The sequence below is a fragment of the Arthrobacter sp. Ms25 genome (assembly GCF_059090365.1).
In genome coordinates this window covers 463,255-476,217 of record NZ_JBNHFP010000001.1, presented here as the reverse complement: position 1 = coordinate 476,217, position 12,963 = coordinate 463,255, and the positions used below count along the sequence as shown (strand labels likewise).

At 66.2% G+C, this 12,963-nt stretch carries 12 protein-coding genes; 8 read left to right on the top strand and 4 right to left on the bottom strand.

The features are described 5' to 3' along the window. Positions 1-13: 13 nt before the first annotated feature. Complete coding sequence (locus tag AC5RT8_RS02215; RefSeq protein WP_494094520.1) at positions 14-1,324, top strand: alpha/beta fold hydrolase; 1,311 nt, start codon at positions 14-16, stop codon at positions 1,322-1,324. A gap of 64 nt (positions 1,325-1,388) precedes the next feature. Here AC5RT8_RS02215 and AC5RT8_RS02210 read toward each other — a convergent pair whose 3' ends face one another. From AC5RT8_RS02210 to coaE, 4 genes are all read right to left on the bottom strand, one after another. Next, on the bottom strand, positions 1,389-1,574 hold the full coding sequence (locus AC5RT8_RS02210) for a hypothetical protein (RefSeq protein WP_494094065.1): 186 nt from the start codon (positions 1,572-1,574) through the stop codon (positions 1,389-1,391). Then, complete coding sequence (locus AC5RT8_RS02205) at positions 1,537-1,983, bottom strand: hypothetical protein (protein WP_494094064.1); 447 nt, start codon at positions 1,981-1,983, stop codon at positions 1,537-1,539. Before AC5RT8_RS02205 ends, AC5RT8_RS02210 begins: the two co-directional genes overlap by 38 nt. Before the next feature lie 93 nt (positions 1,984-2,076). Continuing rightward, positions 2,077-4,155: an excinuclease ABC subunit UvrB gene (uvrB, locus tag AC5RT8_RS02200; protein ID WP_494094063.1), complete on the bottom strand. Its 2,079-nt coding sequence runs from the start codon at positions 4,153-4,155 to the stop codon at positions 2,077-2,079. A gap of 82 nt (positions 4,156-4,237) precedes the next feature. After that, positions 4,238-4,858 carry a dephospho-CoA kinase gene (gene coaE / locus AC5RT8_RS02195; RefSeq protein ID WP_494094062.1) on the bottom strand — a complete coding sequence of 207 codons (621 nt, stop codon included), beginning with the start codon at positions 4,856-4,858 and terminating at the stop codon, positions 4,238-4,240. Between the two features lie 72 nt (positions 4,859-4,930). On the opposite strand from coaE, the gene AC5RT8_RS02190 reads away from it, so the two are divergent. The 7 genes from AC5RT8_RS02190 (at position 4,931) to AC5RT8_RS02160 (ending at position 12,887) form a co-directional block, all read left to right on the top strand. Beyond that, complete coding sequence (locus AC5RT8_RS02190; RefSeq protein ID WP_494094061.1) at positions 4,931-5,608, top strand: IMPACT family protein; 678 nt, start codon at positions 4,931-4,933, stop codon at positions 5,606-5,608. Then, complete coding sequence (locus AC5RT8_RS02185; protein ID WP_494094519.1) at positions 5,604-6,764, top strand: class I SAM-dependent methyltransferase; 1,161 nt, start codon at positions 5,604-5,606, stop codon at positions 6,762-6,764. Before AC5RT8_RS02190 ends, AC5RT8_RS02185 begins: the two co-directional genes overlap by 5 nt. A gap of 299 nt (positions 6,765-7,063) precedes the next feature. Further along, a complete protein-coding gene (locus AC5RT8_RS02180; RefSeq protein ID WP_494094060.1) occupies positions 7,064-8,386 on the top strand; it encodes an ABC transporter substrate-binding protein in 1,323 nt (440 codons plus the stop codon). A 59-nt stretch (positions 8,387-8,445) separates the two neighbouring features. Then, on the top strand, positions 8,446-9,429 hold the full coding sequence (locus AC5RT8_RS02175) for a carbohydrate ABC transporter permease (protein WP_494094059.1): 984 nt from the start codon (positions 8,446-8,448) through the stop codon (positions 9,427-9,429). A 5-nt stretch (positions 9,430-9,434) separates the two neighbouring features. Continuing rightward, positions 9,435-10,343, top strand: a complete 909-nt coding sequence (locus tag AC5RT8_RS02170; protein WP_494094518.1) for a carbohydrate ABC transporter permease — start codon at positions 9,435-9,437, stop codon at positions 10,341-10,343. Continuing rightward, on the top strand, positions 10,343-11,800 hold the full coding sequence (locus AC5RT8_RS02165; RefSeq protein WP_494094058.1) for a GH1 family beta-glucosidase: 1,458 nt from the start codon (positions 10,343-10,345) through the stop codon (positions 11,798-11,800). Before AC5RT8_RS02170 ends, AC5RT8_RS02165 begins: the two co-directional genes overlap by 1 nt. 70 nt (positions 11,801-11,870) lie before the next feature. Beyond that, the gene (locus AC5RT8_RS02160) at positions 11,871-12,887 is read left to right on the top strand and encodes a LacI family DNA-binding transcriptional regulator (RefSeq protein ID WP_494094057.1); all 1,017 of its coding nucleotides are present in this window, start codon (positions 11,871-11,873) and stop codon (positions 12,885-12,887) included. Positions 12,888-12,963: the final 76 nt, after the last annotated feature.

Below are 12,963 nucleotides of genomic sequence, written 5' to 3'. Positions count from 1 at the left end.
GGCCGTTCCGCATATGCCCGTCCCGCACACCGCTTCGCATCCGTACGCGGTGCGCGGGATGAACGTGACGGACCATTGGTTCACCGTCCCGCTGGACCACGCGGTTCCGGACGGGGAAACCATTACCGTCTTCGCCCGCGAGTACGCCGACGCCGAACTGCCCTCCGCCCAAGTGCAGGAGATGCCGTGGCTGCTGTACCTGCAGGGCGGCCCGGGCGGCAAGGGAAACCGGCTCCTGCAGTTCGGCGGCTGGACGAAAGCCGCAGCCAAGCACTTCCGGATCCTGATGCTGGACCAGCGCGGCACCGGTCTCTCCACTCCGGCGGACCGGCAGACCCTGCCGCTGCGCGGAGACGCCGCGGCGCAGGCAGCGTATTTGGCCCACTTCCGCGCGGATGCGATCGTGGCCGACGCCGAGCTGATCCGACAGACCCTCGGCTCCGGACCGTGGAGCACCTACGGGCAGAGTTACGGCGGCTTCTGCACGCTGACCTACCTCTCCTTCGCCCCCGAGGGGCTGAAGGAATGCCTCGTGACCGGAGGTCTGGCTCCGCTGACCGGGTCCGCGGACCGCGTGTACGAGGCGACGTTCCGGCGGGTGGCCGCACGCAACGCCGAGTACTTTGAACGGTACCCCGAGGACCGGGAGGCGACCACGCGGATTGCCCGGCACCTTGAGTCCGTCCCCGAGTACCTTCCCTCCGGGGAGCGCCTGACGGTGCGTCGGTTCCAGATGGCCGGTTCCTACCTGGGCGGCAACACCCGGATAGACGGCTTGCATTACCTCCTGCAGGAGGCCTTCGTTTCAGCTCCGGACGGCGACCGGCTCTCCGACACCTTCCTGGAAACCGTCCACGGGCTGGTGAGCCGCGCGGCGAATCCTCTGTATGCGGTGATGCACGAGTCCATCTACGCCCAGGGTGAAGCCACTAACTGGGCGGCGGAGCGCGTGCTGCAGTCTTTCCCCGAGTTTGAGCCCTCGGCGCCCGCGCCACTGTACACCGGCGAGATGGTCTATCCCTGGTACTTCGACGAGGACCCGGCACTGATCCCGCTTCGGGACACCGCGCAGCTGCTGGCCCGGAAGGCGGACTGGGGTCCCCTCTACGACACCGCGCAGCTGGAACGGAATACCGTCCCGGTTGCCGCGGCCGTCTACACGGACGATATTTACGTGGACCGGAACCTCTCCCTCGAAACCGCCTCAGCCGTGCAGGGGCTGCAGGTCTGGGAAAGCGCCGACTTCCACCACGACGGCATTGCCGACGACGGCGAGGCGATTTTCACCCGCCTGCTTGGCATGGTGCGCGGCCGGGACACATAGGGTCCACGGAAGAGGCAGGTCACCGGCGTACCGGTGACCTGCCTTAAAACGTTCTTGCGGGCCGCTACAGCGGACGGTCCGCCAGTTTCCGGACCCATTCCGGGGTGGGCTTGCCGAGCTTGCGGTCGGTGGTGAGACGGAGCCGTGCGGCCCGGATCTGGACCCGTTCGCGGTCCCGGTCGCGTTCCGCCTGATCGGCCGGACGCGGGGCCTTACCTCCGTGTGCCAGCGGCAGTGCTGCTGTTGTCATCGTCGGCCTCCTCCCTTCCGGGTGCGCTCGTGATGGTTTCATTCTGGCCCATATCGACGTTCGAGTCCACTATCGCAGTCAGCGGGCGCGCCCAGGCGATGCTGATGATGGCTGCCTCTTCTGCTCCGGCCAGATCGCTTTGGGCCAGCAGATCCAAGACGCCCAGGCCCGTTTCCTGTCGCCGGGGATCATCCGAGAGGGAAGCCTCGATGGCCCACTGGGCACGGGTCCACCACTCCGACCGCTGGTCCGCCTTGCGGCGCTGTTCCAGCGTCTTCCAGCCGACAAAAAAGGTCAGGGCACCGGCAAGGAGGACAGCCAGCGGGCCAAGAGCGGCAACAATTTCCCACCAGGAAGTGACGCTCTCTGCCGGAGGCGCCGGCGGGACCGGCGGGGAGGTTGGCTGCATAGTCCCACCGTAGCGCCGGCCTCCGACATTTCCCGGTATCCCGCCCGGCACCCGCCGCCGTCCCGGGAGCCGGTGCCTGGTCCGGAGCGGCGCCTAGGCGTGCCCGGCGGACTGCATCTGCCGCAGTTCCTTCTTCAGGTCCCCCACCTCGTCGCGGAGCCGGGCAGCCAGCTCGAACTGCAGCTCCGCGGCGGCGGCATGCATCTGTTCGGTCATCGACGCAATCAGTTCGGTCAGGTCCTCGGCTGGAGCGGCAGCAAGGCCGTCCTTCCGGACACCCTTGCCCTTGCCCTTGGTCTTCTTCTTGGCAGCCTCTTCGAGCAGGGCCTTCGTGTCGGCGTCCTCACGGGCCAGCTGGTCGGTGATGTCCGCGATCTTCTTGCGCAGCGGCTGCGGGTCCACACCGTGCTTCTTGTTATAGGCGATCTGGATATCCCGGCGCCGGTTGGTCTCATCGATGGCGTGCGCCATGGAATCGGTGATCCGGTCCGCGTACATGTGCACCTCGCCGGAAACGTTACGGGCGGCACGGCCGATGGTCTGGATCAGCGAGGTGGAGGAGCGCAGGAAGCCTTCCTTGTCGGCGTCGAGGATGGACACCAGCGACACTTCGGGAAGGTCCAGGCCCTCGCGCAGCAGGTTGATGCCCACCAGCACGTCGAAGGTGCCCATCCGCAGTTCCCGGAGCAGTTCGACGCGGCGCAGGGTGTCCACGTCGGAGTGCAGGTATTCCACCTTGACGCCGTGCTCCAGCAGGTACCCGGTCAGGTCCTCCGCCATGCGCTTGGTCAGCGTGGTGACAAGGACACGTTCGTCCCGTTCCGTGCGGGTGCGGATCTCGCCCAGCAGGTCATCGATCTGGCCCTTGCTGGGCTTGACCACCACCTGCGGATCCACCAGGCCGGTGGGCCGGATGATCTGTTCCACGAAACCGTCCGACTTGGACAGTTCGTACTTGCCCGGGGTGGCGGACATGTAGACGGTCTGGCCGATCCGTTCCAGGAATTCGTCCCACTTCAGCGGCCGGTTGTCCATGGCGGAGGGCAGGCGGAAGCCGTGGTCCACCAGGGTCCGCTTGCGGGACATGTCGCCTTCGTACATCGCGCCGATCTGCGGGATGGTGACGTGGGATTCGTCCACCACCAGCAGGAAGTCGTCCGGGAAATAGTCCAGCAGGCAGTGCGGGGCAGTACCCGGCCCGCGGCCGTCGATATGCCGCGAGTAGTTTTCGATGCCGTTGCAGAACCCCATCTGCTGCATCATTTCCAGGTCGTACGTGGTGCGCATCCGCAGCCGCTGGGCTTCCACCAGCTTGTTCTGGGATTCCAGTTCCGCCAGCCGCACCTGCAGCTCATCCTCGATATTGCGGATGGCCTTCTGCATCCGGTCCTCGCCGGCCACATAGTGCGACGCCGGGAAGACGTACATCTCTTCCTCTTCGTGGATGACGTCGCCGGTCAGCGGATGCAGGGTGTAGATGTTCTCGATCTCGTCGCCGAAGAACTCGATCCGGACGGCGTTCTCCTCGTACATCGGAATGATTTCCACGGTGTCACCGCGGACCCGGAAGGTGCCGCGGTGGAAGTCCATGTCATTGCGCACGTACTGCATGCCCACGAACCGGCGGAGCAGGTCGTCGCGGTTCATCTGCTGGCCGCGGCGCAGCGTCACCATCTGCTCGATGTACTCTTCCGGGGTGCCCAGGCCGTAAATGCAGGACACTGTGGCCACCACGATGACGTCCCGGCGGGTCAACAGCGCATTTGTTGCCGAGTGCCGCAGGCGTTCGACTTCCTCGTTGATCGAGGAGTCCTTCTCGATGAAGGTATCCGTCTGCGGAACGTAGGCTTCGGGCTGGTAGTAGTCGTAGTAGGAAACGAAGTACTCCACCGCGTTATTGGGCAGCAGTTCCCGGAATTCGTTGGCCAGCTGGGCGGCCAGTGTTTTGTTCTGGACCATCACCAGCGTGGGCCGCTGCACCTGTTCCACCAGCCAGGCCGCCGTCGCGCTCTTGCCGGTACCGGTGGCACCCATCAGCACGACGTCCTTCTCGCCGGCGTTGATCCGCTCGGCAAGTTCCTTGATGGCCGTGGGCTGGTCACCGGCGGGCCGATATTCGCTGACGACCTCGAAGGGCGCCACAACTCTCTTGATGTCCTGCGCAAGACTCATGCTTATAAAGCTACTCCGGTCCGCGGACAGCCGTGGTCCGCTTTGCTAGCGGCTGAACGGGGAATAACCGCCCGTCCCGGTCCTACCGTGCGGCCCGGATCCGTTCCTCGTTCAGCGGCACCAGCCGGTTCTCCCACAGATCCCGTACGGCGGCCACGAGCTCCCCGGACGTGCCGGTGTTGTGCAGGACGACGTCGGCCGCCGCAGCCCGCTGTTCGGGTGTCGCCTGCGCGGCGATCCGGGCCAGGGCGGCCTCGGGCTCCATTCCCCGCAGCCGGACCATCCGGTCCAGCCGCACCTCTTCGGGCGCCTCAACGACAAGCACGAAGTCGAAGTTTCCCGCCTGTCCGGTTTCCACCAGGAGCGGGATGTCCTGGACCAGGATTCCGTCCGCAGGGACCTGCGCGGCCAGCTCCGCGGCACGGGCCCGGACCAGCGGATGGATGATGCCGTTGAGCACCTGGCGGCGGTCCTCGTCACCGAACACCACAGCGGCCAGCGCCGGGCGGTCCAGGGACCCGTCAGCTGCCAGGATCCCGGAGCCAAAGGCCTCCGCGACGGCGGCCAGGCCGGGCGTGCCGGGTTCCACCACCTCCCGGGCCAGGGCATCGGCATCCACCAGCACGGCACCGCAGTCCGCAAGGGTCCGGGCAACCAGCGATTTTCCGGCGGCGATCCCGCCGGTGAGTCCAACCTTGAGCATGCCCCCACCCTACCGCCGCACCTGTCCGCCGATGCTGCCGGTACCCGGGATGCCGGCCACTAGACTGGAGGGGTGAGCGATATCGACGCGGCGGCGGGACGTTACACCACCATCGCCGGAGAACACCGCTCCGTACTGGAGATCAAACGCTCCCGGTTCATCACCGTGCTGCGCCGTACCGAGACCGAAGAGCAGGCCCGCGCGCTCGTAGCGGAGCTGCGCCGGGAATTCCACGACGCCCGGCACCACTGCAGCGCCTTCGTGCTCGGCCCCGGCCGCGAGGTGCAGCGCTCCAGCGACGACGGCGAACCCTCCGGCACCGCCGGCATCCCGATGCTCGAGGCCCTCACCCGGCGGGAAACATTCGACGGGGCCACCGACCTCAGCGACATCACTGCGGTGACGGTGCGTTACTTCGGCGGCATCCTGCTGGGGGCCGGCGGCCTGGTGCGCGCCTATTCGGAGTCGGTCTCCACGGCCCTTGCCGCCGCTCCCCTGCTGCGGCGGCGCCGAATGCAGCTGTACGGCATCCCCGCCGGGCACTCGGCGGCCGGACGGCTGGAAAACGACCTCCGCACCGCGGGGGTGTCCGTGCTGGGAACGGAATACTCCTCCTCCGGCGCCTCCATCACCGTGGCGCTGCCTGATACACCCGCCGCGCTGGCCGGTTTCCATGCCCGGCTCGCGTCCCTGACCGCCGGAGCCTCCGAACCGGTCCCCCTAGGAACAGAATGGATCGACCGTGATTGACCCCGCTCCGGGAGACTTCGACTTCACCCGCCTGCGCCGCCGGCCGGACGTGGAGGCCCCCAATCTCCAGGCCTGGGACGCTGCGGACCGTCTCCTGCTGGATACCGCTGCCGCCGATCTCGCGGCGGCGGACGACGACGGCCGGCCCGGCGTCGTCGTCATCGGCGATGCCTACGGCGCGCTGACCCTCGGAGCTGCCGCCCGCCACGGGCTGCGCGGCATCCGGGTCCACCAGGATCCGCTGAGCGGTGAACAGGCTCTCGATGCCAACGCCGCCGATCTGGGGCTGGCGGATGTCTTTACCCACCATTCCCTCACGCGGGAGCTCGTGGAAGGTGCGCGCGTGGTGCTGCTGCGGCTGCCCCGCTCGCTGGCTGCCTTGGAGGAGATCACCACCTTGGTTGCCGCCTCTGCGGCTCCGGACGTCGCGGTGTACGCGGGGGGTCGGATCAAGCACATGACCACCGCCATGAACGAGGTCCTGGCCCGCGGCTTCGGCTCAGTGACGGCGGGACTCGGACGGCAGAAGTCGCGGGTCCTGACGGCGGCCGCTCCGCTGCCGCCGGAGCAGCGCCCGAAGATGCGTTTCCCGGTCTCCTCCCGGCACGACGTCGGCCTGGCGCAGCCGCTGGAACTCTGGGCCTACGGGGCCGCCTTCGGGGGTGCCGCCCTGGACCCGGGCACCCGGTTCCTGCTGCCGCATCTGGCCGGCGCACGCGCGGCGGAACATGCCGTTGACCTGGGCTGCGGAACGGGAACCATTGCCGCGTACCTGGCCCTGACCCGTCCGGGCCTGCGGGTCCTGGCGACGGACCAGTCCGCCGCCGCTGCCGCCTCGGCCGAGCGGACCCTGGCCGCCAACGGCGTGGCTGACCGCACGGTGGTAGCCCGCGGCGACGCGCTGGCCGCGCTTGAGGATGCGTCCGAAGACCTGGTGGTGCTGAACCCGCCCTTCCATGTCGGAGCGGCGGTGTACGCCGGTATCGCCCTGAAGCTCTTCGCTGACGCCGGCCGCGTCCTGCGGCCGGGCGGGGAGCTGTGGACCGTCTGGAACAGCCACCTGTTGTACAAACCCGCCCTGACCCGGCTGGTGGGACCCACCCGCGAAGTTGCCCGCAACCCGAAATTCACGGTCACTGTCAGTACCAGGCGCTAAGCAGCGGGGCTGAGCGGGGGCCCGGAGCCCGCCGCCGAGCCCGACCGCGTTCCCGGCGGCGACACGCCGGTAATCGTTCGAGAGAGCGCTCTCTTGACAGTGATGTGCATCACTCCTAGGCTGTGGTCCAAGTCAAGAGAGCGCTCTCTCGGTACGGAATCTGATCCGGCTGGGCGTCTGGCCCCGTTACACCACACCTCAATGTCCCGCCCCCGTCGGATCCCGCCTGAGAGCACTATTACGGCACGGTCCACTGCCCGGGATGATTACTTGCTTTACCCACACACAAAGGAGTGACCGTGAAGAATTTCCGACATCCCGCGGCGGCAATTGCAGGTGCCGCCGTCGTGGCCCTGCTGGCCGTAGGCTGCGGCAGCGGCGGCGGCGAGGATGAGGCGGCCAGCGCCGACAATCCCGTCGAACTGACCGTCACCACCTTCGGCACCTTCGGTTATGACGATCTCTACGAAGAGTATGAGAAGGCCAATCCCGGCATCACCATCAAGCCGAGCAACATCGATACCGGCGGCAATGCCCGCACCGACACCTTCACCAAGCTCTCCGCCGGCTCCGGCCTGAGCGACGTCGTCGCCATCGAAGAGGGCTGGCTCGGCGCCATCATGGAGGTGTCCGACAAGTTCGTTGACCTCAACGAGTACGGCGCCGAAGACATCAAGGACCGCTGGGTGGACTGGAAGTACGAGCAGGGCACCGACAGCGAAGGACGAGTGATCGGTTACGGCACCGACATCGGCCCCGCAGGCATGTGCTACAACGGCAAGCTGTTCGAGGCCGCCGGCATGCCCAGCGACCGCGAGTCCGTGGCCGAACTCTTCGGCGGCGACGACGCGACCTGGGAAACCTACTTCGAGCTCGGCCGCGAATACCACGAGAAGACCGGCAAGCCCTGGTTCGACCAGAACGGCTTCGTCTGGAACTCCATGGTGAACCAGATGGATGAGGGCTACTACACCGCCGACGGTGAACTGAACATTGAAGGCAACAAGGAGATGGAGGACCGGTTCGCGCAGCTGGCCTCCGCCACCGAGGACGGCCTGTCGGCGAACCAGGAAGAATGGAACTGGGGCAACGGACAGGGCTTCCTTGACGGCTCCTTCGCCACGTTCGTCTGCCCCGGATGGATGCTTGGCACCATCCAGGGCTCCATCGAATCCGCCGGCGGCGGAACCGACAGCGGCTGGGACTTTGCCGACGTCTTCCCCGGCGGTGCCTCCAACTGGGGCGGCGCGTTCCTCTCCGTTCCAGAGACCTCGGAGCACAAGACCGAGGCTGCAAAGCTCGCAGCCTGGCTGACCCACCCCGACCAGCAGGTCAAGCAGAGCGCTGCAGCGAACAACTTCCCCAGCACGCTGGACGCGCAGAAGGAACTTGCCGAGGCAGCAACGCCGAATGAGTACTTCAACAACGCCCCCACCGGAGCCATCCTGGCCTCCCGTGCCGAAGGCGTCGTAGCGCAGTTCAAGGGCCCGGATGACTCGGTCATCCAGGAAAACGTCTTCGGCCCCGCCCTGGACAAACTCGAAACCGGCGACGCCGATACGGAAGGCGCGTGGGCGGAAGCCCTCAAGCTCCTCGACGAGCTGGTTATCAGCAACAACTAGCCACATCGGCCGGGGGCCTTCGGCAGGACCGAAGGCCCCCCTTGGAGTTCGAGAGTCCCATGACCACTACACTCAGCCGTCCCGATACGGCCCGGCCGGACACGCCCCGGCCCTCCTTCCGTCAACGCCTGCACGTCTGGGACGTCAAGGCGTCCCCTTACCTCTACATCTCCCCCTTCTTCATCGTTTTCGCGATTGTGGGGCTGTTCCCGCTCCTGTTCACGTTCTACGTTTCGGTGCACGACTGGCACCTGCTCAAAGGGCAGGGCGAGTTCGTGGGACTGCAGAATTTCCAGGATGTGCTGGGCGACCGGTTCTTCTGGAACTCCATGGTCAACACCTTCAGCATCTTCCTGCTTTCAGCCATTCCGCAGCTGGCAGTTGCCCTGTTCCTGGCTGCGGTGCTGGACCAGCACCTGCGGGCCAGGACCTTCTGGCGCATGAGCATCCTGCTGCCTTACGTGGTGACGCCAGTGGCCGTGGCCCTGATCTTCACCAACATGTTCGGCGAGGAATACGGACTGATCAACAACCTGCTGGGCAACCTTGGCGTCGATCCGATCATGTGGAAAACGGAGACCCTCCCCAGCCACTTCGCCATTGCCACAATGGTCAACTGGCGCTGGACCGGGTACAACGCCCTGATCCTCCTCGCCGCCATGCAGTCCGTTCCCCGCGACATCTACGAGTCCGCCGCGCTGGACGGTGCCGGGCCTTTCCGCCGGTTCTTCAGCATCACACTTCCCAGCATCCGTCCCACGATGATCTTCGTAGTGATCACCTCGACCATCGGTGGACTGCAGATCTTCTCCGAACCACGGCTGTTCGACGCCGTCACTGCCGGCGGCAGCCAGCGGCAGTTCCAGACCACCGTGCTGTACCTCTGGGAGATGGCCTTCCAGCGCCAGAACTTCGGCGAGGCTTCGGCCGTGGCGTGGCTCCTGTTCCTCATCATCGTGCTGGTGGGCCTGGTCAACTTCATGATCTCCAAGAGCATCGCCACGGCGGACACCAAGCCCCGCCGGGTTAGGAGCAAGCGATGAGCGTTATGCAACGGGCCCGTGCCGTACCCGGCACGGGTATCAACTCCGGCTCGGGAAAACCGGTGCGGAAATCCCGCCGGCGCGGTTCGCTGGTGGACGGCAGCCGCCCGGGGTTCCTCACCTACGGGATCCTGCTGGCGTTCCTCATCGGGTCCGCCTATCCGCTGTGGTGGTCCGCCGTCATGGGCAGCCGCTCCAACGAGGCCCTCGGCCTGGACTGGCCGCCGCTGCTGCCGGGAGGAAACTTCTGGACCAACGCCGCCGCCGTCTTCGACACGGTGCCGTTCTGGAAGGCACTGGGAAACAGCATCCTGATTTCCGGGACGATCACAGTATCCGTGGTCATCTTCTCCACGCTGGCAGGTTATGCCTTTGCCAAGCTGAAGTTCCGCGGCAACGGCGTCCTCATGGTCGCGGTGATCGCCACCATGGCCATCCCCACCCAGCTGGGCATCATCCCCTTGTTCATGGTGATGCAGAAACTCGGATGGACCGGCGAGGTCGGCGCCGTCATCGTCCCCAGCCTGGTGACCGCCTTCGGGGTCTTCTTTATGCGCCAGTACCTTGTGGACACCATCCCCGATGAGCTGATCGAATCCGCGCGCATGGACGGCGCCAACATGATCAAGACGTTTTGGCATGTGGCCCTGCCCGCCGCGAGGCCCGCCATGGCCATCCTCAGCCTGTTCACGTTCATGATGGCGTGGACCGACTTTATGTGGCCGCTGCTGGTGCTCGGCACCAGCAATCCGACGCTGCAGACGGCGCTGAGCCAGCTGCAGTCTGCCCGGTACGTGGACTACTCGGTGGTCCTGACCGGTGCCGTCCTGGCCACCATCCCCCTGCTGATCCTCTTCGTTTTGGCAGGAAAACAACTTATATCCGGAATTATGCAGGGAGCAGTGAAGGGTTAATGACGATCAATATGCCACAGCGGAACAGCTGGCCGGACGGTTTCATCTGGGGATCAGCTACCGCTGCCGCACAGATTGAGGGCGCGGCCTGGGAAGACGGGAAGGAAGATTCCGTCTGGGACGCTTTCTCCCGCATCCCGGGACGCACGCTCAACGGGGACAGCCCCGAAACTGCGGTGGACCACTACCACCGGATGCCGGCCGACGTCGCCCTCATGAAGGACCTCGGCCTGGATTCCTACCGGTTCTCCACCAGCTGGGCCCGGGTCCGTCCGGGCGACCGCAGCACCAACGCCAAGGGACTGGACTTCTACTCCCGGCTGGTGGATGAACTCCTGGAAGCCGGAATCCTGCCCTGGCTGACCCTCTACCACTGGGACCTGCCGCAGGCACTCGAGGAAAAGGGCGGGTGGGCGAACCGCGACACGGCGTACCGCTTTGTCGAGTACGCCAATGATGTCTACTCCGCCCTCGGCGACCGGGTGAAGCACTGGACCACCTTCAATGAGCCGTTCTGCTCCTCCCTGCTGGGCTACGGCTCCGGCGTCCACGCGCCCGGGCGGCAGGAACCCCGGGCAGCCATTGCGGCGGTGCACCACCAGCACCTGGCCCACGGCCTTGCCGTCAACGAACTGAGAAGCCGCGGCGCCCAGCAACTGGGCATCACGCTCAACCTCAGCAACTCCATCCCCCTTGATGACAAGGATCCGGTGGATCTCGAAGCGGCCCGGCTGTTCGACTCCCTGCAGAATCGTATCTTCCTGGACCCCATCCTCAGGGGCGCATACCCGGAAGACACGCTGCAGGATCTGGAGCCTTACGGCCTGCGCGAGGTCATCCAGGACGGGGACCTGGAGATCATTGGGACCCCGATCGATTTCCTCGGCGTGAACCACTACCACGACGACCAGATCAGCGGACACCCGGACACCAGCGGAGAGGACGGCCACTCGGGCGGTTCCGGCCGGCCCGTCGCCTCACCCTGGATCGGTGCCGAACACATCACCTTCCCTACCCGCGGACTCCCCCGGACCGCCATGGGCTGGGAGGTCAACCCCGACGGGCTGCGCAAGCTCCTGGTCCGGCTGGGCGGGGAATACCCGACCCTGCCTCCGCTTTACGTCACTGAAAACGGCGCGGCCTACGAAGACGCTGTCAGCACGGACGGAGCGGTGCACGATCCGGAACGCACCCAGTTCATCTTGGACCACATTGCCGCCGTCGGGCGTGCCATCGATGCCGGGGCGGATGTGCGCGGGTACTTCGTCTGGTCGCTGCTGGATAACTTCGAGTGGTCCTGGGGCTACAGCAAGCGCTTCGGAATCGTACGTGTTGATTACGAGACAATGGAGCGTACGGTCAAGGACAGCGGCCATGCCTACAGCAGCCTGATCGCTGAACTGCGGGGCGGCGATACGCTCCGGCACGGAACCGTCGAAACCGCGCCGGTTCCCTGATTGACCGTAAACTGGGAGCCGGCCCGCATTTTCCGCCGCGCGGAACCGAATTCAGTACAGGAGTGAAGTCATGAGTGCTGAAACCGGTAGCAGGCCGGCCCCCACCCTGGAAATGGTGGCCGCGCTGGCCGGCGTTTCCCGTGCCACGGTGTCCCGCGTGGTCAACGGATCCCCGTCAGTTGCACCGCACCTGGCGGAGTCCGTGGCCGAAGCGGTCCGGACACTGAACTATGTGCCCAACCGTGCGGCCCGGACCCTCGCCTCCAGGCGGACCTATACCGTGACCCTGCTGGTGCCGGAATCCACGTCCAAGGTGTTTGCCGATCCGTTCTTCGCCACCGTGGTGGAAGGTGTCACCCGGTACCTGAACACCACGGAGTACATGCTCAACATCGTCACCTCTTCCGAAGCCGATCCGGAGAAGACGCGCCGGTACCTCATGGGCGGCAACGTGGACGGCGTGCTGGTGGTGTCCCACCACAGCGGAGACCATTCGTGGGCCAGCCTGACGCACTCGCTGCCGGTCGTCTTTGCCGGCCGGCCGCTGGTGAACGCCGCGGAGAGCTATTTCGTGGAGGTGGACAACGAGGAGGGTGCACTGGCGGCCACAACCCGCCTGGTGCAGGGCGGGCGCCGCCACATTGCTACCATTGCCGGCCCGCAGGACATGCCGCCGGGCGTGGACCGGCTTGCCGGGTGGCGCGCCGCGCTTGCCTCGGCCGGCCTGGACGATGCCCTGGTGGAAATCGGGGATTTCACTGTGACGTCCGGGGCGGCGGCCATGCGCCGCCTGCTGGACCGGGACAAGCCGCTGGACGGCGTCTTCGTGGCCAATGACCAGATGGCGGCCGGAGCCTACTCGGTCATCAAGGAGCGGGGGCTGCGCATCCCGGAGGATATCGCCGTCGTCGGCTTCGACGATGACTACTTTGCCACGAGCGTGAGCCCGGCGCTGACCACCATCCACCACCCGATCTCGGCCCTGGGGGAAAAGATGGCGGAGCTCCTCGTGGAACTCATTGAAGGCCGGCCGGCGGCACGCGTCTACCGGCTGCCCACATCCCTGGTGCTGAGGGATTCCGCCTGAAATCACCGGGACAGACGAAAAAGGCGGGCCCCCACTTTCCAGTGGGGGCCCGCCTTTCGCGGTTACCTGGCCCGGA

Excerpts from the sequence above, each read along its gene's own strand:
- AC5RT8_RS02215 (WP_494094520.1), top strand. The coding sequence starts at position 14 with ATGCCCGTCCCGCACACCGCTTCGCATCCGTACGCGGTGCGCGGGATG.
- AC5RT8_RS02210 (WP_494094065.1), bottom strand. The coding sequence starts at position 1,574 with ATGACAACAGCAGCACTGCCGCTGGCACACGGAGGTAAGGCCCCGCGT.
- AC5RT8_RS02205 (WP_494094064.1), bottom strand. The coding sequence starts at position 1,983 with ATGCAGCCAACCTCCCCGCCGGTCCCGCCGGCGCCTCCGGCAGAGAGC.
- uvrB (WP_494094063.1), bottom strand. The coding sequence starts at position 4,155 with ATGAGTCTTGCGCAGGACATCAAGAGAGTTGTGGCGCCCTTCGAGGTC.
- coaE (WP_494094062.1), bottom strand. The coding sequence starts at position 4,858 with ATGCTCAAGGTTGGACTCACCGGCGGGATCGCCGCCGGAAAATCGCTG.
- AC5RT8_RS02175 (WP_494094059.1), top strand. The coding sequence starts at position 8,446 with ATGACCACTACACTCAGCCGTCCCGATACGGCCCGGCCGGACACGCCC.
- AC5RT8_RS02170 (WP_494094518.1), top strand. The coding sequence starts at position 9,435 with ATGCAACGGGCCCGTGCCGTACCCGGCACGGGTATCAACTCCGGCTCG.
- AC5RT8_RS02165 (WP_494094058.1), top strand. The coding sequence starts at position 10,343 with ATGACGATCAATATGCCACAGCGGAACAGCTGGCCGGACGGTTTCATC.
- AC5RT8_RS02160 (WP_494094057.1), top strand. The coding sequence starts at position 11,871 with ATGAGTGCTGAAACCGGTAGCAGGCCGGCCCCCACCCTGGAAATGGTG.